This window comes from Pseudomonas putida (genome assembly GCF_009883635.2).
Lineage (GTDB): Bacteria > Pseudomonadota > Gammaproteobacteria > Pseudomonadales > Pseudomonadaceae > Aquipseudomonas > Aquipseudomonas putida_W.
Genome location: NZ_CP026115.2, coordinates 604,846 through 627,810, shown reverse-complemented (window position 1 = coordinate 627,810; position 22,965 = coordinate 604,846). Strand labels below are relative to the sequence as shown.

Genomic DNA, 22,965 nt, shown 5'->3' with positions numbered 1-22,965 from the left:
GTTACAGCCCTTCGCCAAGCACCCGGTCGATGCTGTCGACAAAGTAGTCGACGCTGGCCCGGGTGGTGCACATCGGCGGCTTGATCTTGAGGATGTTCAGGTAGTCGCCGGTCGGCTGCATGAAGATTCCCAGTTCGCGCAGGCGGTCGCACAGCAGCATGGTTTCCTCGGTGGCCGGCTCCAGGGTTTCACGGTTGCGCACCAGTTCCAGCCCCAGGTAGAAACCTAAACCATGGGCCGCGCCAGCCAGCGGGTGCTTGTCGACCAGCGCCTGCAGGCGCGCCTTGAAATAGCGCCCGGTGTCGCGGGCGTTGTCCCACAGGCCTTCCTCCTGCATAACGTCCAGCACCGCCATGCCGATGCGGCAGCTGACCGGGCTGCCGCCGGCCGAGGAGAAGAAGTAGCCCTCGGCCTCCAGTGCCTCGGCGATCTCGCGGCGGGTAATCACCACCCCCAGCGGCTGGCCGTTGCCCATGCCCTTGGCCATGGTGATGATGTCGGGCACCACGCCTTGTTCCTCGAAGCCCCAGAAGTACTCGCCCAGGCGGCCGTAGCCGACCTGCACCTCGTCGGCGATGCACACGCCACCGCGGGCGCGGACCTTGGCATAGGCGTCGCGCAGGTAACCGGCCGGCAGCGAAATACCCCCGGCATTGCCGTACACCGGCTCGCAGATGATGCCGGCCAGCTGGCGGCCACGGGCATCGAGGTCGGCCAGCTTGGCGTCGACGTCGCGCAGGTAGTCGGCCGCCGTGTCGGCACCGCGGAAGCGGCCGCGGAAGGTGTTCGGTGCCTCCACCGGGTGCACCCAGTCAGGGCGGGTTTCCAAGGCCTGCGGGTTGTCGGCGATCGAGGTGGAAATGGCATCGGTGGCCACCGACCAGCCGTGGTAGGCCTCCAGCACGCTGAGCAGGTCACGGCCACCGCTGTAGGCCCATGCCAGGCGGATCGCCAGGTCGTTGGCCTCGGTACCGCTGTTGACCATGAATACCCGGTCGAAGCCCTCGGGCGCGAGGTCGAGCAGGCGCTCGGAGAACTCGGTGATGGCAGCGTAGTGGAAGCGCGAGTTGGTGTTGAGCAGCGACCACTGGCGCGCCGATTCGGCGACCATGCGCGGGTGGCCGTGGCCCAGCACGGCGACGTTGTTGAGCATGTCCAGGTACGAGCGACCCTGCAGGTCGATCAGGTAGTTGCGCCAGCCGCGTTCGATCTGCGGCGGTTGCGCGTAGTAGTGCTTCTGCGAGCGGGCGAAACTGGCGTCGCGACGGGCCAACAGGGTCTGCGGGTCGGGCAACGGTTCGGCGTCGCAATCGAAGCCCAGCAGCGCGGCAGGCGACGGGCACAGGGCCAGCCAGGCGTCAGCTTGCGACGGGGTGGCGAAGAAGGGCGGTTGGATATGGGTGTCGAGGCACAGCTGGACACTGAGGAAGCCGCAACTGCTGCCTAGCGATTGCCCTTTCGTCACGGCCTGGCCATCCGCCGGGGCCTGCTCCAGGCCTTGCAACCACAAGGCCCAAAGTGGCGTGCGCAGGCAGCCGCGGCCGTCGCCGTGACGTTGCCAGATGCCTGCTTCGGGCGCCTGGACCGGGCTGCCATTGGGCACATGCAGCTCTACGCCCAGCGCGCAGGTGGCCGGTTCTTCGGGGCGATCGACATGGGTTTGTGACAGGCGATACTGGCCGTGCAGGCTGCAGGCCGGTGCAGGTTGCGCGCTCAGCATGTGCTGGTCGAAGCCCGCCTGTTCCCAGTTGCCAACTTCGCAGTGCGCGCTGAGCACGCCCAGGTCGATGCGCCTGACCGGTTGCCCGGCCAGCTCAGGTAGCAGCGGCGCACAGCCCGTCAGGTCGGCGGCATCGGCTTGCAGGCCGGCCGCCTGAAGGATGGCCGCCTCCATCAAGGCGAATGGCACGGCCGTGGCGGTATCGAAGATTTCCCATTCATGGGCGACGTTGTCGCGGGTGTACTGGTTGTCCGGGTCCACGGCCAGTTGCTGCGCGCTGCTCAGCACCAGCACCGCCGCACGGTTCAGTACCAACGGCCACAAGGCACGCAGCTCGGCCTCGGTCAGCGGGTTGAGGGCCTGGTAGGCGCTGATCGCGGGCAGGATACGCAGCGGGTCACCTTCGGCATGGTGCAGCAGCGCCGCGCAGGTCACCGACAGGTCGGCGATGCGCCAGGTGCGCGACAGGTCGCCGAAGTCGATCACGCCCTGCAGTTGCCATTGGCGCTGGTTGTCGCGGGCCCACACGGTGTTGTCATCGGTGATGTCGAGGTGCACGGCCTGGGTCGGCAGCCGCTCCGCCAAGGGTGCGAGACGCTCGCTGGCCACACGGGTGGCCTGTTCGATGCGGGCGCGTTGCCCGGCGTCCTGCAGCATTGGCAGCAGGTGTTCGATCAGCGCCTGGGCATGTTGCGGGTCCCATTGCAGGGTGCGCTCCAGGCCAGGGTGGTCGAAGTCGACCAAGGCCAGGTCGAGCCGTGCGCACAGCCTGCCCAGTTCAGCCATCAGGCGTGGCGGCATGTGCTTGAGGCGGGTCACTGGCTGGCCGTCGATGTAGTCGAGCAGGCGCACCCGCAGGGGTTGCCCGTCGATGTCCACTGCCAGCAAGGTTTCGCCATTATACGCAGCTTGCACGGCAGGCACTGGCAGGCCCTGCTCGCGCAGGTAGGCCAGTGCAGCGTGCTGCGCCTGCAGTTCGACTTCGGCGTAGCTGCCATGGCAGGCCTTGAGCACGAAGCGCTCTTGCGCTGTGTCCACGCGGAAATTCAGGTCCTGCTGGCTGCCCAGCGCAGTCAGGTCGCCATCCAGGCCGTAGTGCGCCTGCAGCAGCTTATGCGCTTGGGCTTCGCTGAGAGAGGGACTGGGCAGGCCGGAACGCTGGATCAGCGTGTCGAGGGCTGGGGAGGCGGGCTTTTGTTGTTGGCTGGACATGGGTTCTACCGTTGCTGCAGGGAGTTGACGGAGAGAATCTATTCCCGATCTGGCTGATGATGAAAGACGATCGTGATCAGAATTTCTGATGAATGAAGTCGTCGGAGCCCCGGTCATGGCGTCGCGTATTCCGCAGGCGAGGGGACAAGGTTAAGCTCGCTGGTTTCCTGGGATGGAGTGACCCATGACGGAGCATTATCAGGGGAGCTGCCTGTGTGGCGGCGTACGCTATGAGTTGCGGACTGCGCCCAAGGCCGTGAGTCATTGCCATTGCAGCCAGTGCCGCAAAGGGCACGGGGCGGCGTTTGCCAGTTATGGCAGCGTGCCGCGGGGGGCGATGCGGTTGCTTTGTGGTGCTGAGATTCTCAGGGGCTATGCCTCTTCGGAGGCGGTGCGGCGTGAGTTTTGTTCGCGTTGTGGATCCAGTTTGTTCTGGTCTCGGTCATCAGGCGAGTATTCAGATTGGATTTCCATTGCGTTGGGAGCACTGGATACGCCGTTCAGGCCTGGCAAGCAAAAGCATGTTCACACGGGTGTGGTGGTGGGCTGGTGTTCACTCGCCGGGTGAGCGGGCCTGCCAAGGGATTGCAGTAGGGCTGGCAGGTGCATGCCTTGGTTTTTGCAAAGTAGCTGAGATCGAGCGCCGCCCGTGCGGCGCTCGATCTAATAGGCGCTGCAAATCTCTCGGCAGACACCTGTAAGCCTTCATGCATTCCGCAGCCAGGCCCCCGTATCACTCCACCAGAAACGCCGCTTCCAACAATTGTTTCGTATAAACATGTTGCGGCGCATGGAAGATCTCCCGCGCATCCCCTTGCTCCACCACATGCCCATGCTTGATCACCATCAACTGGTGGCTCAGCGCCTTGACCACCGCAAGGTCATGGCTGATGAACAGGTACGTCAGGTTGTACTTGGCCTGCAGGTTGCGCAGCAACTCCACCACCTGCCGCTGCACCGTGCGGTCCAGCGCCGAGGTCGGTTCATCCAGCAGAATCAACGCCGGCTTCAACACCAGTGCCCGGGCAATGGCGATGCGCTGGCGCTGGCCGCCGGAAAACTCATGGGGGTAGCGATGGCGGGTGCGCGGGTCCAGCCCCACTTCCTCCAGCGCCGCAACGATTGCGGCTTCCTGCTCCTCAGGCGTGCCGATCTTGTGAATCCGCAACCCCTCGCCGACGATGTCTGCAACACACATGCGCGGGCTCAGGCTGCCAAAGGGGTCCTGGAACACCACCTGCATTTCCCGCCGCAGCGGCCGCACTGCCTTCTGGTTCATCCCTTCGAGCTGTTGGCCATGAAAGCGGATACCGCCTTGGCTGGAGATCAACCGCAGAATCGCCAGCCCCAGTGTCGACTTGCCCGACCCGGATTCGCCGACAATCCCCAGCGTCTGCCCCTGGGGCAGGCTGAAGTTGATCCCGTCCACCGCCTTCACGTGGTCAACCGTCTTGCGCAACAGCCCCTTTTTGATCGGGAACCAGACCTTCAGGTCATTCACCTCCAGCAATGGCGCACCCACCGGGTTATGCGCCGGCAGCCCGCTGGGCTCGGCATTGATCAGCATCTGCGTGTAGTGATGCTGCGGGGCACTGAATAGCCTGGCGCATTCGGCCTGTTCGACGATCTGCCCGCGCTGCATCACGCACACGCGGTGGGCGATGCGGCGTACCAGGTTGAGGTCGTGACTGATCAGCAGCAAGGCCATGCCTAACTTTGCCTGCAGCTTTTTCAGCAGGTCGAGGATCTTCAGCTGCACGGTCACATCCAGCGCCGTGGTCGGCTCGTCGGCAATCAACAGCTCCGGCTCGTTGGCCAGGGCCATGGCGATCATCACCCGCTGGCGCTGGCCGCCGGACAGCTCGTGGGGCAGCGCCTTCAGGCGCTTGCGCGGTTCGGGGATGCCGACCAATTCCAGCAGTTCCAGCGTGCGCGCTGTCGCTTCCTTGCCGGTCAGGCCCTTGTGCAGCAGGAGGATTTCGTTGATCTGCTTCTCGATGCAGTGCAGCGGGTTCAGCGAGGTCATCGGCTCCTGGAAGATCATCGCGATGCGATTGCCGCGAATACGCTGCAGGGTCTTCTCGTTCTGCTGCAGCAAGTCCTTGCCTTCATAGCGGATGCTGCCACTGGGGTGGCGGGCCAGCGGGTAGGGCAGCAGGCGCAGGATCGAGTGCGCGGTGACGGATTTGCCCGAGCCGCTTTCGCCGACCAGGGCCAGGGTTTCGCCCTTGCGGATGTCGAAGCTGATGCCGTCGACCACCCGGTTGACTTGCTCGCCGGTGACAAACTCCACCGCCAGGTCGCGCACTTCGATCAGGTTCTGTTCGCTCATTTCACTTCCTCGGGTCGAAGGCATCGCGGGCGGATTCGCCGATGAATACCAGCAGGCTCAGCATGATCGCCAGCACGGCGAAGGCGCTGATGCCCAGCCACGGGGCTTGCAGGTTGGACTTGCCTTGCGCCACCAGCTCGCCCAGCGACGGTGCGCCGGGGGGCAGGCCGAAGCCGAGGAAGTCCAGCGCAGTCAGGGTGCCGATGGCACCGGTGAGGATGAACGGCATGAAGGTCATGGTCGAAATCATGGCATTGGGCAGGATGTGCCGGTACATGATCGCGCCGTTGCGCATGCCCAGGGCGCGGGCCGCGCGCACGTATTCCAGGTTGCGCCCGCGCAGGAACTCGGCGCGCACCACGTCCACCAGGCTCATCCACGAGAACAGCAGCATGATGCCCAGCAACCACCAGAAGTTGGGCTGCACGAAGCTGGCAAGGATGATCAACAGGTACAGCACCGGCAGACCGGACCAGATTTCCAGGAAGCGTTGCCCGGCAAGGTCGACCCAGCCACCGTAGAAACCCTGCAGGGCACCGGCGATGACGCCGACGATGGAACTGAGCAGGGTCAGGGTGAGTGCGAACAGCACCGACACCCTGAAGCCATAGATCACCCGCGCCAGCACGTCGCGGCCCTGGTCGTCGGTACCCAGCCAGTTGTCCGCCGAGGGCGGCGCCGGAGCCGGTACGCGCAGGTCGTAGTTGATGCTCTGGTAGCTGAACGGGATCGGCGCCCAGACCACCAAGCTGTCTTTCTTCTCCAGCAGGTCGCGGATGTACGGGCTCTTGTAGTTGGCCTCCAGCGGGAATTCGCCACCGAAGGTGGTTTCCGGGTAGCGCTTGAATGCCGGGAAGTACCACGAGCCGTCGTAGCGCACGGCAATCGGCTTGTCGTTGGCAATCAGCTCGGCGCCCAGGCTCAGGCCGAACAGGATCAGGAACAGCCACAGTGACCACCAGCCTCGGCGGTTGGCCTTGAAGCGCTCGAAGCGCCGGCGGTTGAGGGGGGACAAGGCCATGTCAGTGCTCCCGGCTGGCAAAGTCGATGCGTGGATCGACCAGGGTGTAGGTCAGGTCGCCGATCAGCTTCACCACCAGCCCGAGCAGGGTGAAGATGAACAGGGTGCCGAAGACCACCGGGTAGTCGCGGTTGATCGCCGCTTCGAAGCTCATCAGGCCCAGGCCGTCGAGGCTGAAGATCACCTCGATCAGCAGGGAGCCGGTGAAGAAGATGCCGATGAACGCCGACGGGAAGCCGGCGATCACCAGCAGCATGGCATTGCGGAACACATGCCCGTACAGCACACGCGGCCGGCTCAGGCCCTTGGCCTTGGCGGTGACCACGTACTGCTTGTTGATCTCGTCGAGGAAGCTGTTCTTGGTCAGCAGGGTCATGGTGGCGAAGTTACCGATCACCAGTGCGGTGATCGGCAGCACCAGGTGCCAGAAGTAGTCCAGTACCTTGCCGGTGGTGCTAAGTTCGTCGAAGTTGTTCGAGGTCAGGCCGCGCAGCGGGAACCAGTCGAAGTAGCTGCCACCGGCGAACAGCACGATCAGCAGGATGGCGAACAGGAACGCCGGGATGGCGTAGCCGACGATGATCGCCGAACTGGTCCAGACGTCGAAGTGGCTGCCGTGGCGCACGGCCTTGGCAATGCCCAGCGGGATCGACACCAGGTACATGATCAGCGTGCTCCACAGCCCCAGCGAGATCGATACTGGCATCTTCTCGGCGATCAGGTCGATGACCTTGGCGTCACGGAAGAAGCTGTCGCCGAAGTCCAGCGTGGCGTAGTTCTTGACCATGATCCACAGGCGTTCGGGCGCCGACTTGTCGAAGCCGTACATGTGCTCGATCTCGGCGATCAGCGCCGGGTCCAGGCCCTGGGCGCCGCGGTAGTTGGAACCGGCTACCGAAACTTCGGCGCCGCCGCCGGCGATACGGCTGGTGGCGCCCTCGAAGCCTTCGAGCTTGGCGATCATCTGCTCAACCGGGCCGCCGGGGGCGGCCTGGACGATGATGAAGTTGATGATCAGGATGCCGAACAGGGTCGGGATGATCAGCAGCAGGCGGCGCAGGATATAGGCCAGCATGTCAGTTGGCCTCGTCCGCAGGGGCTTCGCTGACCGCTGGGGTCACGTCCGGCTTGACCCACCAGGTGTCGATGCCGACGTCATACTTGGGCGATACCTTGGGGTGGCCGATGTGGTTCCAGTAGGCCACCCGATTGGTCTTGATATGCCAGTTGGGCACCACGTAGTAACCCCATTGCAGCACGCGGTCGAGGGCGCGGCAGTGGTCGATCAGGCTCTGGCGCGAGTCGGCATTGATCAGTTCCTCCACCAGTTGATCGATGGCCGGGTCGCGCAGGCCGATGAAGTTGCGGCTGCCGGGGTTGTCGGCGGCAGTGCTGGACCAGAATTCACGCTGCTCGTTGCCGGGCGAATTGGATTGCGCGAAGCCGCCGACGATCATGTCGAAGTCACGCGAGCGCAGGCGGTTGATGTACTGCGAGACGTCCACGCGGCGGATCTCGAAGCCTATCCCCAAGTCAGCGAGGTTGCGCTTGAACGGCAGCAGCACGCGTTCGAACTGGGTCTGTGCCAACAGGAACTCGATACTGACCGGTTTGCCATCCTTGTCGACCATCTTGTCGTCGATGATCTTCCAGCCGGCTTCCTGAAGGAGCTTGTAGGCCTGGCGCTGCTGCTCGCGGATCATCCCGCTGCCGTCACTGACCGGGTTGGTGAAGGCCTCGGTGAACACCTGCTCGGGGATTTTACCGCGCAGCGGTTCGAGGATTTTCAGCTCGGCCGGCGAGGGCAGGCCACTGGCGGCCATTTCGGAGTTCTCGAAGTAACTGTCGGTGCGAATGTAGGCGCCGTTGAACAGCTGCTTGTTGGTCCATTCGAAGTCGAACAACAGGCTGAGTGCCTTGCGTACACGCACATCCTGGAACACTGGCTTGCGCAGGTTGAAGACGAAGCCTTGCATGCCCACCGGGTTGCCGTTGGGTATTTCTTCTTTTATCAGGCGGCCATCGCGTACGGCGGGAACGTCGTAGGCGGTTGCCCAGTTTTTCGCGCTCATCTCCAGTTCGTAGTCGAAGGCCCCGGCCTTGAGTGCCTCCAGCGCCACGTTGTTGTCACGGTAGACATCGAAGGTCATGGCGTCGAAGTTGTAGAACCCGCGGTTGATCGGCAGGTCCTTGGCCCAGTAATCCTTGACCCGCTCGTAGCGGATCGAGCGCCCGGCCTTGACCGCGGCGACCTTGTACGGGCCGCTGCCAAGTGGCGGCTCGAGGTTGCCACGGGTGAATTCGCGGGATTCGTACCAATGTTTGGGCAGCACCGGCAACTGGCCGAGAATCAGCGGCAGCTCGCGGTTATTGTTGTGCTTGAACTTGAACAGCACCTTGAGTGGGTCTTCTGCGACCACTTCAGCCACATCCCCGTAGTACTGGCGGTACAGCGGGGCGCCGTCCTTGATCAGGGTGTTGAAGGTGAATACCACGTCCTCGGCACGCATCGGGTGGCCATCGTGGAAGCGTGCCTCGGGGCGCAGGTAGAAGCGCACCCAGCTGTTGTCCGGGGCCTTCTCGATCTTGCCGGCGACCAGGCCGTATTCGGTAAACGGCTCATCCTGGCTCTGACGCATCAGGGTGTCGTAGATGATGCTGACGTTGTCGGCCGAGACGCCTTTGTTGATGAACGGGTTGAGGCTGTCGAAGCCACCGAAGCTGGACTGGCGGAAGGTGCCGCCTTTGGGCGCGTCGGGGTTGACGTAGTCGAAGTGCTTGAAGTCGGCCGGGTACTTCGGTGGCTCGTCGTAGAGCGTCAGGGCGTGTTGCGGCGCGGCCAGCGCGGGCAGGCTCAGGCAGGCGAACAGCAGGCTGCAGGCCAGGCGTAGCGTCGGCTTCATTGGGCTTTCTCCGAAGGCTTTATCCACCAGGTATTCAGCCCGAGGGTGTAGGGCGGCGTGGTGACGAAGGCGAACCGGTTGCGGTAGGCCAGGCGGTGATTGTCGAGGTACCAGTTGGGGATCATGTAGTACTGCCATGAAAGCACGCGGTCCAGGGCGCGGGCGGCGGCGACCTGGTCGTCGCGGGTGCGCGCGGCCAGCAAAGTGTCGAGCAGGTGGTCGACCACCGGGTCCTTGACCCCAGCATAGTTCTTGCTGCCTTTGGTCGAGGCCTGGCTGGAATGGAAGTACAGCCACTGTTCGAGGCCCGGGCTCAAGGTCTGGTTCAGGGTCATCAGGATCATGTCGAAATCGAACTGGTCCAGGCGTTGTTTGTACTGGGCACGGTCCACCGTGCGCAAGCGCGCATCGATACCGATGCTGGCCAGGTTTTCGACATAAGGTTGCAGGATGCGTTCGAGGCTTGGGTTAACCAGCAGCAGCTCCATGCGCAGCGGCTGGCCCTTGGCATTGACCAGGCGCTGGCCGTCGAGCTTCCAGCCGGCCTGGTTGAGCAGGCCCAGGGCCTGGCGCAGGGTCTGGCGGCCGATACCGCGCCCGTCGGTGTGGCTGACCTGGTAGGGCTGGGTGAACAGCTTGTCGGGCAGCTGGTCGCGGAACGGCGCCAGCAGTAGCCATTCCTTGCCAGTGGGCACGCCGCTGGCGGCGAACTCGCTGTTGGGGTAGTAGCTGGTGGCACGGCGGTACGCGCTGCTGAACAGCGCCCGGTTGGTCCACTCGAAATCGAGCATCAGGCCCAGCGCCTGGCGAACCCTGGGGTCGCTGAAGGTGGCCCTGCGGCTGTTCATGAACAGGCCCTGGGTCTGGGTGGGGATGCGGTGCGGGATCTGTGCCTTGATGACTTCGCCACGGCGTACGGCCGGGAAGTTGTAACCGTTGGCCCAGTTCTTCGCCTGGTGCTCGATATAGATGTCGAACTCACCGGCCTTGAACGCTTCGAAGGCCACGGTGGCATCGCGGTAGAACTCGTACTCGACGCGGTTGAAATTGTACTTGCCGCGGTTCACCGCCAGGTCTTTGCCCCAATAGTTCTTCACCCGCTCGAACACCAGACGCCGGCCAGGTTCCACCTGGGTGATGCGATACGGCCCGCTGCCCAGCGGCGGTTCGAAGGTGGTAGCCTCGAAGTCACGCTTTTGCCAGTAGTGCTTGGGCAGTACTGGCATCTCGCCCAGGCGCAGGATCAGCAGCGGGTTGCCGGCGCGCTTGAAGACGAAGCGGATGCGCAGCGGGCCGAGAATGTCCACGCGCTGCACTTCCTGCAGGTTGGTGCGATAGATCGGGTGCCCTTGCTTGAGCAGGGTACGGTACGAGAACGCTACATCGGCGGCGGTGATCGGCGCGCCGTCGTGCCAGCGTGCTTCCGGGCGCAGGTTGAACACCACCCAGCTGCGGTCTTCGCTGTACTCCACCGAGCGGGCGATCAGGCCATAGCTGGAGGTGGGCTCGTCACCGGACGGGTCGTACTGGCCGGTGCCGACCATCAGCGTTTCGTTCAGCTCGCTGACGCCGTATTGCAGGAAGTTCGGCGTGGTGACCGGGCTGGTGCCCTTGAAGGTGTAGGGGTTGAGCGTGTCGAAGGTGCCGAATGCCATGGCCCGCAAGGTACCGCCCTTGGGCGCTTGCGGGTTGACCCAGTCGAAGTGGGTGAATGTGGCTGGGTACTTGAGCGTGCCGAACTGCGCGTATCCGTGGCTTTCGCTCACCATCGCGACGGCGGGGAAGCTCAAGGCCAGGCTGAATGACAGCAGGAGGGGACGTATCAAGTCGGCATCCGATCCAGAGGCGTTGGGCTTTGGTCGGGGTACAGTAACAGCTTGCCGGGTATGGAAAAAGAGTGGGGTCCAGAGGATTGCAAAGGGCCGCATAGCGGCCCTTGGTGGTTTATCAGTGCGACAGGTAGACGGTCAGGGTCTGGCCTGGCTTGAGCGCATGCCCGCTGCGCGGATTCCAGCGCTTGAGGTGCTGCATCTCGACGTTGAAACGTTTGGCTACAAGATACAGCGAATCACCCTTGCGCACCTTGTACTGGGTGGAGCGTTGCCCGGAGGCGGCCACCCGGTTGCCTGCGGCGCTCGGCGCGCTGCCGCCGCGCAGGGCCAGGACCTGGCCAGCCTTGACGCGGTTGCCCGGCAGTTTGTTCCAGCGCTGGATGTCCTTGACCGCAACCCGGTTGGCCTTGGCGATGCTGCTCAGGCTGTCGCCGCGCTTGACCCGGTAGCTGCGCGCGGCAGGCGCCTTGGCTTCGGCCACGGCGGCAGCGAACACGGCCTTGTTCGGCTGCAGGCTGACCAGCTGCTCGGGCTTGAGGTTGGACAGGCTGTCACTGAGCAGTTGCGCCTTGGCGGTCGGCACCAGCAGCTGCTTGGGCCCATCCACGGTCATGCGTTTCTTGAAGGCCGGGTTGAGCTGGATCAGTTCGTCTTCGTCGATGTTGGCGAAGGCGGCGACCCGCGACAGGTCGAGGCGGTCGTTGATGGCCACCGCTTCGAAGTAGGGCTCGTTGGCGATCGGCGTAAGGTTCACGCCATAGGCTTCAGGCGTGGAGACCACCTGCGACAGTGCCAGTAGCTTGGGCACGTAGTCACGGGTTTCCTGTGGCAGTGGCAGGTTCCAGTAATCGGTGGGCAGGCCGAGCTTCTCGTTGCGCTCGATGGCACGGCTGACGGTGCCTTCGCCCGCATTGTAGGCCGCCAGGGCCAGCAGCCAGTCGCCGTTGAACATGTCGTGCAGGCGGGTCAGGTAGTCCAGCGCGGCGTTGGTCGACGCGGTGATGTCGCGACGGCCATCGTAGAAGTTGGTCTGGCGCAGGTTGAAGTGGCGACCGGTGGCCGGCATGAACTGCCACATGCCCGCCGCGCTGGCGCGCGAGTAGGCCATTGGGTTGTAGGCGCTCTCGATTGCCGGCAGCAGTGCGAGCTCCAGCGGCATGTCGCGTTCTTCGAGGCGCTCGACAATGTAGTGCAGGTAAAGGCTGCCGCGCTCGCCGGCGCTCTCGAGGAACGTCGGGTTGCTGGCGAACCACAGGCGCTGCTGCTCGATGCGCGGATTGACGTCGATGTTGTCCTGCAGGGCGAAGCCCTGGCGCATGCGCTCCCACACATCCTGCGGCGGTTCGGCCGGTTTGACCGCCAGCGGCGCAGGTTTGTGCTTGATCCGGGCCTGGTAGCTATGCGCGCGAACGCTGTCGGCTTCGTCGAGTTGACGGGTGCTCTGGCAGCCCACCAGGGTGGCGGCCAGCGCCAGCGCACTGATTTGGGCCAGGCGCGTCAGGGCGACTGAATGAGCGGTTCTGCGGCTACGGGAAGACATCGGCTGACACAGGTTTCCGGGCGAAAAATTTCGGCGATTCTAGAAACCGCACCCTCCTGGGTCAACCGTTGTGAACCCTCTGCGATATATCTTGAGGTTATCAGAAGGTGTCCTTCCAAGACCTCAAAGCAGCAAAAACAGTGACCTGCGAGTCGTTTGAATGTCCCTTCCATTCGTCTGCTTTTTGTTTAACTAATGTTTCAGCGGTACGCAGGAAGGGGTTGGTCAGGCGCTCGAGACCGATGGTTGATGGCAAGGTGATGCGATTTTCGGCGCGCAGCCGGGTAACGTCTTCGAACCGCTGCAGAACGTGCGGATTGCTGGGCTCCACGGCCTTGGCGAAGCGCAGGTTGCTCAAGGTGTATTCGTGGGTGCAATACACTTGAGTCTGCTCCGGCAGCGCTGCCAGGCGGGCGAGGGCAGGCTGCATCTGCTCTGGCGTGCCTTCGAACATGCGCCCGCAGCCGGCAGCGAACAAAGTGTCGCCGCAGAACAGCAGCGGAGTTGCCGGCTGGTCGCTGAAGTAGGCGATGTGCCCCAGGGTGTGGCCCGGCACGGCCAGTACCTGGAAGGGCACGCCCAGCACGTTGACCTGGTCACCCTCGTCCAGCGCCAGGTCGCGGCCCGGGATCTGCTCGCGGGCCGGGCCGCAGACGCGGGCACCGGTCTGTTGCTTGAGGCGTTCGACACCGCCGACATGGTCATCGTGGTGGTGGGTGACCATGATGGTGTCCAGCGCCCAGCCGGGGTGGGCGGCCAGCCAGGCCTCCACTGGGCCGGCATCGCCGGGGTCGACCACCGCGCAACGGCGTTTGGCAGTATCCTGTAACAACCAGATGTAGTTGTCGGAGAAAGCGGGGAGAGCGTCGATCTGTATCATGGTGCGGATCCGTATCGCCAGGCGTGGCACATGAGGGCATCTTAGCCGCGATGGCGCGGTGCGAGAACCTTCGAGGGAGAGCGCAATGACCGACCAAGCCTTTGCTCAGGCCGACCCGGAATGGGTCGAACTGATCAGCCTGGCCCGTGAGTGGTTCAACGGCCCACTCGGCCAGCTGATGCTGAAGGAAGAGGAAAAACTGCTGGAAGAGGAGCTCGGGCGCTTCTTCGGTGGCTACCTCGTGCACTATGGCCCCTGTGCCGAGGCGCCGCCCAGCGCACCACAGGTGCAGCGCAACGTGCGCCTTGGCGCACCGCTGCCGGGGGTGGAGATCGTCTGCGAGGAACAGGCCTGGCCCTTGAGCGAGCACGCCGCCGACGTGGTGGTGCTGCAGCATGGCCTGGACTTCAGCCTGTCGCCCCATGGCCTGCTGCGCGAGGCAGCCAGCGCGGTGCGCCCGGGCGGGCACCTGCTGATCGTTGGCATCAACCCCTGGAGTGGCTGGGGCATGCGCCATTTCTTCAGCCATGGCGCCCTGCGCAAGGCGCGCTGCATCTCGCCGTCACGGGTGGGCGACTGGCTCAACCTGCTGGGCTTCGCGCTGGAGAAACGCCGCTTCGGGTGCTATCGTCCGCCGCTCACTTCGCCGGCCTGGCAGCAACGCCTGGCAGGCTGGGAACGGATGGCGGGCGGCTGGCAGAGTGCCGGCGGTGGGGTCTACCTGCTGGTGGCGCGCAAGATGGTGGTTGGCCTGCGACCGTTGCGCCAGGTGCGCCGCGAGCCGATGGGCAAGCTGCTGCCGCTGCCGCTGGCCAAGGTCAACCGCAGCGCCGCCAACCCGGATACCGAAAAGCACTGAACATGAGTGGTACATGAGCGATAGCGTCGAGATGTATACCGATGGCGCCTGCAAGGGCAACCCTGGCCCAGGCGGCTGGGGCGTCCTGCTGGTCTTCAAGGGCGTCGAGAAGGAACTGTGGGGTGGCGAGCGCGAAACCACCAACAACCGCATGGAACTGATGGCGGCGATCCAGGGGCTGATGGCGCTCAAGCGTGAGTGCGAAGTGGTGCTGACCACCGACTCGCAGTACGTGATGAAGGGCATCAACGAGTGGATGACCAACTGGAAGAAGCGCGGCTGGAAGACCGCGGCCAAGGAACCGGTGAAGAACGCCGACCTGTGGCAACTGCTCGACGAGCAGGTCAATCGCCACAAGGTCACCTGGAAGTGGGTGCGCGGGCACATCGGCCACCCCGGCAACGAACGCGCCGACCAGTTGGCCAACCGTGGCGTTGAGGAAGTGCGCGCCAAGCGTTGAGCTGCGGTACAATCGCCGCCTTTGTAACTGATGCAAGTTGGAGCGCCCCGCGTGGAGCAGCAGCAAGATAAACGCCTGGTCATTCTCGATACCGAAACCACGGGTATGCCGGTCAGCGAAGGCCACCGGATCATCGAGATCGGCTGTGTCGAGGTCATGGGCCGGCGCCTGACCGGGCGGCACTTCCACGTCTACCTGCAGCCTGACCGCGAAAGTGACGAGGGTGCGATCAACGTTCACGGCATTACTGACGCGTTCCTGGTCGGCAAGCCGCGTTTCGCCGATGTCGCCGAAGAGTTCTTCGAATTCATCCAGGGCGCCACCCTGGTCATCCACAACGCGGCGTTCGACGTCGGCTTCATCAACAACGAATTCGCTTTGCTGGGGCAGAGCGACCGCGCCGACATCGCCAACCACTGCACCATCCTCGATACCCTGCTGCTGGCCCGTGCCCGCCACCCAGGGCAGCGCAACAGCCTCGACGCGCTGTGCAAACGCTACGACATCGACAACTCTGGCCGTGAGCTGCACGGCGCGTTGCTCGACTCCGAGTTGCTGGCGGACGTCTACCTGGCGATGACCGGTGGCCAGACCAGCCTGTCGCTGGCCGGGCACGGGGCCGACGGTGACGGTGACGGGCAGGGCGCTGGTGGTAGCGAGATCCGCCGCATCGTCGGGCGTGCGCCTGGACGGGTGATCATGGCGTCTGCCGAAGAGCTGGAGGCGCATGCCGAGCGGCTGGCAGCGGTGGCCAAGTCGGCGGGTGGGCCTTCGATGTGGCAAGCCCTGACCGAGACACCAGCCGGCTGATCCGTAAGCCTGCCCCGCGAAGAGGCCGGTACAGGCAGCACAAGGCCAACTACCCTTAACAGGACAACAAGTCCTGCGAGGGTAGCAGCCGGATGTACAAGGACCTCAAGTTCCCCATCCTCATCGTCCACCGTGCGATCAAGGCCGACAGTGTTGCCGGCGAGCGCATCCGCGGCATCGCCGAGGAGCTGAGCCAGGACGGCTTCGCCATCATCAAGGCTGCCGACCACAGCGAGGCGCGCCTGGTCGCTACCACCCACCACGGCCTAGCCTGCATGCTGATCGCCGCCGAAGGCGTCGGTGACAACACCCACTTGCTGCAGAACATGGCCGAGCTGATTCGCCTGGCCCGCCTGCGTGCACCGGACCTGCCGATCTTCGCCCTGGGCGAACAGGTCACCCTGGAAAACGCCCCCGCCGAGGCCATGAGCGAGCTGAACCAGCTGCGTGGCATCCTCTACCTGTTTGAAGACACCGTGCCATTCCTCGCCCGTCAGGTGGCGCGCGCCGCGCACAACTACCTCGACGGGCTGCTGCCACCGTTTTTCAAGGCCCTGGTACAGCACACCGCCCAGTCCAACTACTCATGGCACACTCCCGGGCACGGCGGCGGCGTGGCCTACCGCAAGAGCCCGGTGGGCCAGGCATTCCACCAGTTCTTCGGCGAAAACACCCTGCGTTCGGACTTGTCGGTCTCGGTGCCGGAGCTGGGCTCGCTGCTCGATCACACCGGCCCCCTGGCCCAGGCCGAGGCCCGTGCAGCGCGCAACTTCGGCGCTGATCACACCTTTTTCGTCATCAATGGCACCTCAACCGCCAACAAGATCGTCTGGCATGCCATGGTGGGGCGTGATGACCTGGTGCTGGTCGACCGCAACTGTCACAAGTCGGTGGTCCACGCCATCATCATGACCGGCGCGATCCCCATCTACCTGTGCCCGGAACGCAACGAGCTCGGCATCATCGGGCCGATTCCACTCAGCGAGTTCAGCCCCGAGTCGATCCAGGCCAAGGTCCAGGCCAACCCGCTGGCCGCAGGGCGTGAGCCGCGGATCAAGCTGGCGGTGGTGACCAATTCCACCTACGACGGGCTGTGTTACAACGCCGGGCTGATCAAGCAGGCCCTGGGCGCCAGCGTCGAGGTGTTGCACTTCGACGAGGCCTGGTTCGCCTACGCGGCGTTCCATGAGTTTTTCGAGGGCCGCTATGCCATGGGCACCGCGTGCAGCGAGAACAGCCCGCTGGTATTCAGCACCCATTCCACCCACAAGCTGCTGGCCGCCTTCAGCCAGGCTTCGATGATCCACGTGCAGGACGGCGCCCAGCGCCAGCTGGACCGCGACCGCTTCAACGAAGCGTTCATGATGCATATTTCCACCTCGCCGCAATACAGCATCCTCGCGTCGCTGGACGTGGCCTCGGCCATGATGGAAGGCCCGGCCGGGCGCTCGCTGCTGCAGGAGATGTTCGACGAAGCCCTGAGTTTCCGCCGCGCCCTGGCCAACCTGCGCGAGCACATCGCTGCCGAGGACTGGTGGTTCAGCATCTGGCAGCCGCCAGCGGCGGAGGGCATCCAGCGCCTGGCGGCGCAGGACTGGTTGCTGCAGCCGGGGGCCGAGTGGCATGGCTTTGGCGAAGTGGCGGACGACTACGTCCTGCTCGACCCGCTGAAGGTGACCTTGGTCATGCCAGGGCTCAGTGCTGGTGGCGTACTGGGTGAGCACGGCATACCGGCGGCGGTGGTCAGCAAGTTTCTCTGGGAGCGAGGGCTGGTGGTGGAGAAGACCGGGCTGTACAGCTTCCTGGTGCTGTTCTCGATGGGCATCACCAAGGGCAAGTGGAGCACGCTGCTCACCGAACTGCTGGAGTTCAAGCGCCATTACGACGGTAACACGGCGCTCAGTGCCTGCCTGCCGAGCGTCGTCGCGGTCGATGCCGCGCGTTACCAGGGCCTGGGCCTGCGCGACCTGTGCGATCAGTTGCATGACTGCTACCGTGCCAATGCCACGGCCAAGCAACTCAAGCGCTTGTTCACGCGACTACCGGAAGTGGCTGTGAGCCCAGCGCGGGCCTATGACCAGATGGTCCGCGGGGAAGTGGAAGCGGTGCCGATCGAAGCATTGCTGGGGAGGATTGCTGCGGTGATGCTGGTGCCGTACCCGCCGGGGATCCCATTGATCATGCCGGGCGAGCGGTTCACCGAAGCGACCCGCTCTATCCTCGATTACCTGGCGTTCGCGCGGGCCTTCAACCGTGGCTTCCCAGGCTTTGTCGCCGATGTGCATGGCCTGCAGAATGAAAGCGGCCAATACACCGTCGACTGCATCAAGGAATGCGAATGATCTCGACGCCGGTCTGCGCCAGTTCGAAGCGGTTTTCGCCCAAGTGGTTGACGCGGTCACCGATGGCCAGGCGGTAGGTGGTGATCGGGGCGCCCAGTGCGCTGCCGTCCGCCTGCAGGGTGGACTCCTGGAATTCGTGGACGGGGTAGATACGGCCTTCGGCGTCACGGGCGTGGAATTGGCCGACCATTACTGCTGCCATTTGGGGGGAAACCTCTGAATTGCGTGGGAAATGTCTGCAGACGTAGACCGTAAAAGATACCTGGAAGTTTTCGCGCGTTGGAAAAAAATCCAGGCCGCCGAGGAACGGTCATCTATAACTACTGACGTCCCTTTTCCCAGCAAAGGATGGATCACGCCATGAGCCAGGTGTATTCGGTAGCGGTTGTCGTCGGCAGCTTGCGCAAGGACTCCTACAACCGCAAGGTGGCCCGCGCACTTTCGGAGCTGGCGCCGTCCAGCCTTGCCCTGAAGGTCGTCGAGATCGGCGACCTGCCGCTGTACAACGAGGATGTCGAGGCCGAGGGCGTGCCTGAGGCGTGGAAGCGCTTTCGCGATGAGATTCGCCGCAGCGACGCGGTGCTGTTCGTCACCCCGGAGTACAACCGTTCGGTCCCGGGCGGCCTGAAGAACGCCATCGACGTGGGTTCGCGGCCATACGGTCAGAGCGCCTGGAGTGGCAAGCCGGCGGCGGTGGCGAGCGTGTCGCCGGGCGCCATTGGCGGCTTTGGTGCCAATCATGCGTTGCGCCAGTCGCTGGTGTTCCTCGACATGCCGTGCATGCAGATGCCCGAAGCGTATATCGGTGGGGCGGCCAGCCTGTTCGATGAAGGTGGCAAGCTCAGTGACAAGACCCGGCCGTTCCTGCAGGGCTTTATCGACAAGTTTGCTTCCTGGGTGAAGTTGAACAGGGCGTTCTGATCCATCGTTGTTGCCTGACCGATGCATTCGCGGGCAAGCCCGCGAATGATCCATCACCGGTTTGTCAGTAGGACTGCGGCATCTCGCCCTTGGCCAGGCGGCGGTTGATGTCGGCAATCACCTCTGGCAAGTCGTTGATGGTGTCGATCAGGTAGTGCGGTCGCGACCCGGCAAACAGTTCGTGAATGCGCTTGCGCTCGCTCTCCAGTTTCTCCGCGCTCAGCGCCTGGTAACCCTCCCAAGTCAGCCCCAGGGCATTGCCCGAGCACACCAGGGCCACGGTCCACATCCCGGCGCGGCGGCCCTCGAGGATGCCCGGCGTGGTGTCGTCGACCTTCACGCACGCCGCCACATCATCGATCCCCAGGGCAATCACGTTGGCCAAGGCCTGGGCCGGCCATGGGCGGCCATTCGGGGTTTCGTCGGTGGCCACCACGTGGTCGGCGACGTAGCCGTTCTGGGCTGCCAGTTCCACCACCTTGTCCATCACCACCTTCGGGTAGCCCGAGCACGAGCCGATCTTCAGGCCGTCCTGACGCAGGCTGGTGAGGGTGTCCAGGGCGCCGGGGATCAGCGCCGAGTGCACGGCGATCTTCTCGATCTGCAGTGGCATGAAGCGGTTGTAGATGGCGGTGACGTCATCGTCGCTCGGGGTGCGGCCGAACACCTTGCGGTAGCGCTCGGCGATCTCCGGCACGTCGCACAGGGTGCGGATGTGGTCCCACTTGCCCATGCCCATCGGGCCGCGGGCTTCTTCGATGGACACCTGCACGTCGAACTCGGCGAAGGCTTCGACGAAGATCTGGGTCGGGGCGAAGGAGCCGAAGTCGACCACGGTGCCAGCCCAGTCGAGGATGGCGGCTTGCAGCTGGGTAGGATTGCTGTAGTTCATGTGCGCTAATTCCTGAAATCGAGTGGGCAAAGGGGTTAGATGTCCAGCACTTCCATTTCCCGCAGCACGTCGGCCACGGCATTGACGGCGGCCTGCATGCCATCGGCCCCGACCACGCCGATGCAGCCGACGCGGAAGGTCTCGACCTGGGTCAGCTTGCCCGGGTAGAGGATGAAGCCCTTGGCCTTGACCCGCTCGTAGAAGTCCTTGAACTGGTAACGGGCATCGTTCGGCGCGTGGAAGGTGACGATGATCGGCGCCTGGATCTCGGCCGGCAGGAAGCTGCGCAGGCCGATGGCGGCCATGCCATCGAGCAGGGTCTTGCAGTTGTCGGCGTAACGCTGGTGGCGCGCTGGCAGGCCGCCTTCCTCGTTGTACTGTTGCAGGGCTTCGTGCAGGGCCGCGACCACGTGGGTCGGCGGGGTGAAGCGCCACTGCCCGGTGTTGGCCATGTAGGTGTGCTGGTCGTGCAGGTCCATGGCCAGCGAGTGAGCATTGCCTTCAGCAGCGGCCAGGGCGGTTTTCTCGGCGAAGACGAAGCCCATGCCTGGTACGCCTTCCAGGCACTTGCCGGAAGCGGCGATCAGCGCCTCGAAGGGAATTTCGCGGGCATCGATCGGCAGCGCGCCGAACGAGCTCATGGCGTCGATGATCAGGCGCTTGCCGTGGCGTTTGATTACCTGGGCGATCTCTGGCAGCGGGTTGAGGATGCCGGTGCTGGTTTCGCAGTGGATCAGCGCCACGTGGGTGATGGCCGGGTCGGCGGCGAGCAGGCGGTCGACGTCGCTGGCGGTGGTCGGCTGGTCTTCGGCGGTTTCAAAGGTGCTGTAGGTGCGGCCCAGCACTTTGCAGATCTTCGCCAGGCGCTGGCCGTATGCACCGTTGATCAGGACCAGGACCTTGCCGTCACGCGGCACCAGGGTGCCGATAGCCGCTTCCACGGCGAAGGTGCCGCTGCCTTGCAGGGGCACGCAGTGGTAGCTGGCGCTGCCGTCGATGATCGCCAGCAGTTGTTCGCAGACACTGGCGGTCAGTTGGTTGAAGTCGCGGTCCCAGGAGCCCCAGTCCACGAGCATGGCTTGGCGGGTGCGGATTGATGTGGTCAGTGGACCGGGGGTCAGCAGGATCGGGGCGTTGCTCATTCCGTTATTCCTCACAAGCGGTGGGCTGAAACTACGGGGCTTAGGTTGCAATTCCCGCTCTCATCAATCAAATTGTTTGTCGTTATCCAAGCTATAAGTCAGGCCGATACATATGAACCTGTTCCAGCTGCGCGCCTTCGATGCCGTCGCCCGTGAAGGCAGCTTCACTCGCGCCGCTGCGCGCCTGTTCATCAGCCAGCCGGCGGTGACCGGGCACGTCAAGGCACTCGAGGAGCACTATCAGATCACCCTGCTGCGGCGTACTGCACGGCGGGTCGAGCTGACCGAAGAGGGCACCCGCCTGGCAGCCATTACCCGGGCCATGTTCGGTTTGGCCGAAGAGGCCCAGGCCATGCTCGAAGCCAACCGGCAGCTGCTGACGGGGCGCTTGGAGGTGGCGGCCGACGGCCCGCATCGGGTCATGCCGATGCTGGCGCTGCTGCGTGAGCGCTACCCGGGCATTACCGTCAACCTGCGCCTGGGCAATGCCCAGGAGACCTTGGCGGCATTGCTCAGCGAGCATGCCGACGTCGCGGTGCTGACCGAGATCGAGCCACGCAAGGGCTTATACCTGCAGAATCTCTGCGAATCGCGCCTGTGCGCCTTGCTGCCGGCCGGCCACGCCTGGGCACAGGTGGAAAACGACCTGCCATTGTCAGAGCTGCACCAGCAGATCATGGTGCTGCGTGAGCCCAGCTCGACAACGCGTCGCACGTTCGACAAGGCGTGCAGCGCTGCCGGCGTGCAGCCCCGGGTGCAGCTGGAGCTGGATAGCCGCGAGGCGGTCACCGAGGCGGTGGCGTCGGAGTTGGGCATCGGTGTGGTGTCATCGACCGAGGTGGCCAACGATCCGCGGGTGGTGGCGCGGCCTCTGAGCGGCCAGGGCCTGCTCAACCAGCACATGGTCGGCTGCCTGGATCGGCGCCGCGAACTGCGCCTGATCCAGGCGTTTCTGGGCCTGGCGGCAAGCCTCTGAGCCCGCCTAAGATGCCCGCGTCAGCGAATGGAATGCCTATGAGCGAAAAAGACACCATCTCCATGCAGCTGGTGCGTGAGGCGCTGCTGCAGACCTGCCCCGCCGGCGAGCCAGATACCGGCTTGCTGGCACGGGCAGGCATCGCTGTCGAACATCTGCATCTGCCCGAGGCGCGGGTCAGTGCCGATGCCTATGCCCGGCTCTGGCGCTTGCTTGCACGGCGCTGCAACGATGAGTTCTTCGCCATGGACCCGCGCGGTCTGCGCAGCGGCAGCCTGGCGTTCATGTGCCGTGCTGGCATGGGGCAGCCGACCTTGGGTGCCGGCCTGGAGACCGTACTGGCGTTTCTCTCGCTGATGCTCGAAGACTTGCAGCCAAGCCTGGTGCGCCAGGCGAGCCTGGCCGAAATCGTTATCAACGAGCCGCGCGACCGGCCGCGTCGCGCATTTACCTATTTCACTTTCTGGATGATCGTGCACGGTGTGGCCTGCTGGCTTGCCGGGCGGCGCATTCCGATTCTGGCCATTGATCTGCGCTGTGGCGAGCCACCGTTCTGCGATGACTACCGGGTGATGTTTTCGGAAAACCTGCAATTCGAGCGCCCGCGAACGCGCATGATCATCGCCGCCGAGTGCCTCGAGCTGCCGCTGCGCCGCAGTGAGGAGGAACTGCAGCGCTTTCTGGCCGAGGCGCCGGGCAACATCCTGGTCAAGTATCGAGACTCGGCAAGCCTTGGGCGGCGTATTCGCACCGATCTGCTACGCCAGGACCCCGGCCACTGGCCTGATGGCGACAGCCTGGCGCGGCAGCTGTGCTTGTCGCCGTCCACCCTGCGTCGGCGCCTGGCTGAAGAGGGGCAGAATTACCAAGGGTTGAAGGACAGTGTGCGGCGTGAGCTGGCAATCGCATGGCTGAGCCAGCAAGACGCGGCGCTGGGCGATATCGCAGCGCGCCTGGGCTTTGCCGACAGTAGCTCGTTCTACAAGGCGTTTCGCAAATGGTTCGGCTGCAATCCAGGGCACTATCGCGCGCTGATCCAGGCGCGTGGTCCGGGAAGATGATGGGCCAATGGTTCCGTATGCCTGGCGCCAGGCTATGGACGCAGGCTGGCAGGTCGAACAAC

General features: G+C 64.2%; 19 protein-coding genes. 8 read left to right on the top strand and 11 right to left on the bottom strand.

The annotated features are described in order from the left end of the window. Position 1: 1 nt before the first annotated feature. A complete protein-coding gene (locus C2H86_RS02920; protein WP_159411367.1) occupies positions 2-2,932 on the bottom strand; it encodes an aminotransferase in 2,931 nt (976 codons plus the stop codon). Between the two features lie 184 nt (positions 2,933-3,116). Here C2H86_RS02920 and C2H86_RS02915 point away from each other — a divergent pair, with 184 nt between their 5' ends. Next, positions 3,117-3,500: a GFA family protein gene (locus C2H86_RS02915; RefSeq protein WP_159411366.1), complete on the top strand. Its 384-nt coding sequence runs from the start codon at positions 3,117-3,119 to the stop codon at positions 3,498-3,500. 165 nt (positions 3,501-3,665) lie between these two features. Here C2H86_RS02915 and C2H86_RS02910 read toward each other — a convergent pair whose 3' ends face one another. The 7 genes from C2H86_RS02910 to gloB all read right to left on the bottom strand — a co-directional run bounded on the left by C2H86_RS02910 (position 3,666) and on the right by gloB (position 13,440). Further along, positions 3,666-5,264, bottom strand: coding sequence for an ABC transporter ATP-binding protein (locus C2H86_RS02910; protein ID WP_159411365.1), 1,599 nt, complete (start codon positions 5,262-5,264; stop codon positions 3,666-3,668). Position 5,265: 1 nt separating this feature from the next. Next, the gene (locus C2H86_RS02905; RefSeq protein ID WP_159411364.1) at positions 5,266-6,285 is read right to left on the bottom strand and encodes an ABC transporter permease; all 1,020 of its coding nucleotides are present in this window, start codon (positions 6,283-6,285) and stop codon (positions 5,266-5,268) included. Position 6,286: 1 nt separating this feature from the next. Continuing rightward, on the bottom strand, positions 6,287-7,360 hold the full coding sequence (locus C2H86_RS02900) for a microcin C ABC transporter permease YejB (protein WP_079228977.1): 1,074 nt from the start codon (positions 7,358-7,360) through the stop codon (positions 6,287-6,289). A gap of 1 nt (position 7,361) precedes the next feature. After that, a complete protein-coding gene (locus tag C2H86_RS02895) occupies positions 7,362-9,188 on the bottom strand; it encodes an extracellular solute-binding protein (protein WP_159411363.1) in 1,827 nt (608 codons plus the stop codon). Further along, complete coding sequence (locus tag C2H86_RS02890; RefSeq protein WP_159413051.1) at positions 9,185-10,957, bottom strand: extracellular solute-binding protein; 1,773 nt, start codon at positions 10,955-10,957, stop codon at positions 9,185-9,187. Before C2H86_RS02890 ends, C2H86_RS02895 begins: the two co-directional genes overlap by 4 nt. Before the next feature lie 178 nt (positions 10,958-11,135). After that, positions 11,136-12,560 carry a lytic transglycosylase domain-containing protein gene (locus tag C2H86_RS02885; protein ID WP_159411362.1) on the bottom strand — a complete coding sequence of 475 codons (1,425 nt, stop codon included), beginning with the start codon at positions 12,558-12,560 and terminating at the stop codon, positions 11,136-11,138. Between the two features lie 100 nt (positions 12,561-12,660). Then, entirely contained in the window at positions 12,661-13,440 is a 780-nt protein-coding gene (gene gloB, locus C2H86_RS02880) for a hydroxyacylglutathione hydrolase (protein WP_159411361.1), read from the bottom strand. Between the two features lie 85 nt (positions 13,441-13,525). Here gloB and C2H86_RS02875 point away from each other — a divergent pair, with 85 nt between their 5' ends. The 4 genes from C2H86_RS02875 (at position 13,526) to C2H86_RS02860 (ending at position 17,911) form a co-directional block, all read left to right on the top strand. After that, positions 13,526-14,299: a class I SAM-dependent methyltransferase gene (locus tag C2H86_RS02875; RefSeq protein ID WP_110639054.1), complete on the top strand. Its 774-nt coding sequence runs from the start codon at positions 13,526-13,528 to the stop codon at positions 14,297-14,299. A 13-nt stretch (positions 14,300-14,312) separates the two neighbouring features. Then, a complete protein-coding gene (rnhA, locus tag C2H86_RS02870) occupies positions 14,313-14,759 on the top strand; it encodes a ribonuclease HI (protein ID WP_159411360.1) in 447 nt (148 codons plus the stop codon). 51 nt (positions 14,760-14,810) lie between these two features. Further along, on the top strand, positions 14,811-15,569 hold the full coding sequence (dnaQ, locus tag C2H86_RS02865) for a DNA polymerase III subunit epsilon (RefSeq protein WP_159411359.1): 759 nt from the start codon (positions 14,811-14,813) through the stop codon (positions 15,567-15,569). Between the two features lie 92 nt (positions 15,570-15,661). After that, the gene (locus C2H86_RS02860; RefSeq protein ID WP_159411358.1) at positions 15,662-17,911 is read left to right on the top strand and encodes an Orn/Lys/Arg decarboxylase N-terminal domain-containing protein; all 2,250 of its coding nucleotides are present in this window, start codon (positions 15,662-15,664) and stop codon (positions 17,909-17,911) included. On the opposite strand, the gene C2H86_RS02855 is transcribed toward C2H86_RS02860, so the two are convergent. Then, a complete protein-coding gene (locus tag C2H86_RS02855) occupies positions 17,895-18,113 on the bottom strand; it encodes a hypothetical protein (protein ID WP_027919089.1) in 219 nt (72 codons plus the stop codon). The genes C2H86_RS02860 and C2H86_RS02855 overlap by 17 nt on opposite strands. Positions 18,114-18,271: 158 nt before the next feature. Between C2H86_RS02855 and C2H86_RS02850 the strand changes: the two genes are divergently transcribed. Next, on the top strand, positions 18,272-18,832 hold the full coding sequence (locus C2H86_RS02850; RefSeq protein WP_159411357.1) for an NADPH-dependent FMN reductase: 561 nt from the start codon (positions 18,272-18,274) through the stop codon (positions 18,830-18,832). 64 nt (positions 18,833-18,896) lie between these two features. On the opposite strand, the gene phnX is transcribed toward C2H86_RS02850, so the two are convergent. Both phnX and C2H86_RS02840 read right to left on the bottom strand, forming a co-directional pair. After that, positions 18,897-19,724 (bottom strand): phosphonoacetaldehyde hydrolase, encoded by an 828-nt coding sequence (gene phnX / locus C2H86_RS02845; RefSeq protein ID WP_159411356.1) that lies wholly within the window; start codon positions 19,722-19,724, stop codon positions 18,897-18,899. 35 nt (positions 19,725-19,759) lie between these two features. Next, the gene (locus C2H86_RS02840) at positions 19,760-20,866 is read right to left on the bottom strand and encodes a 2-aminoethylphosphonate--pyruvate transaminase (RefSeq protein ID WP_159411355.1); all 1,107 of its coding nucleotides are present in this window, start codon (positions 20,864-20,866) and stop codon (positions 19,760-19,762) included. Positions 20,867-20,978: 112 nt separating this feature from the next. Here C2H86_RS02840 and C2H86_RS02835 point away from each other — a divergent pair, with 112 nt between their 5' ends. Next, the gene (locus C2H86_RS02835; protein WP_159411354.1) at positions 20,979-21,842 is read left to right on the top strand and encodes a LysR substrate-binding domain-containing protein; all 864 of its coding nucleotides are present in this window, start codon (positions 20,979-20,981) and stop codon (positions 21,840-21,842) included. A gap of 38 nt (positions 21,843-21,880) precedes the next feature. After that, the gene (locus tag C2H86_RS02830) at positions 21,881-22,903 is read left to right on the top strand and encodes an AraC family transcriptional regulator (protein WP_159411353.1); all 1,023 of its coding nucleotides are present in this window, start codon (positions 21,881-21,883) and stop codon (positions 22,901-22,903) included. The last annotated feature ends 62 nt before the right edge of the window (positions 22,904-22,965 follow it).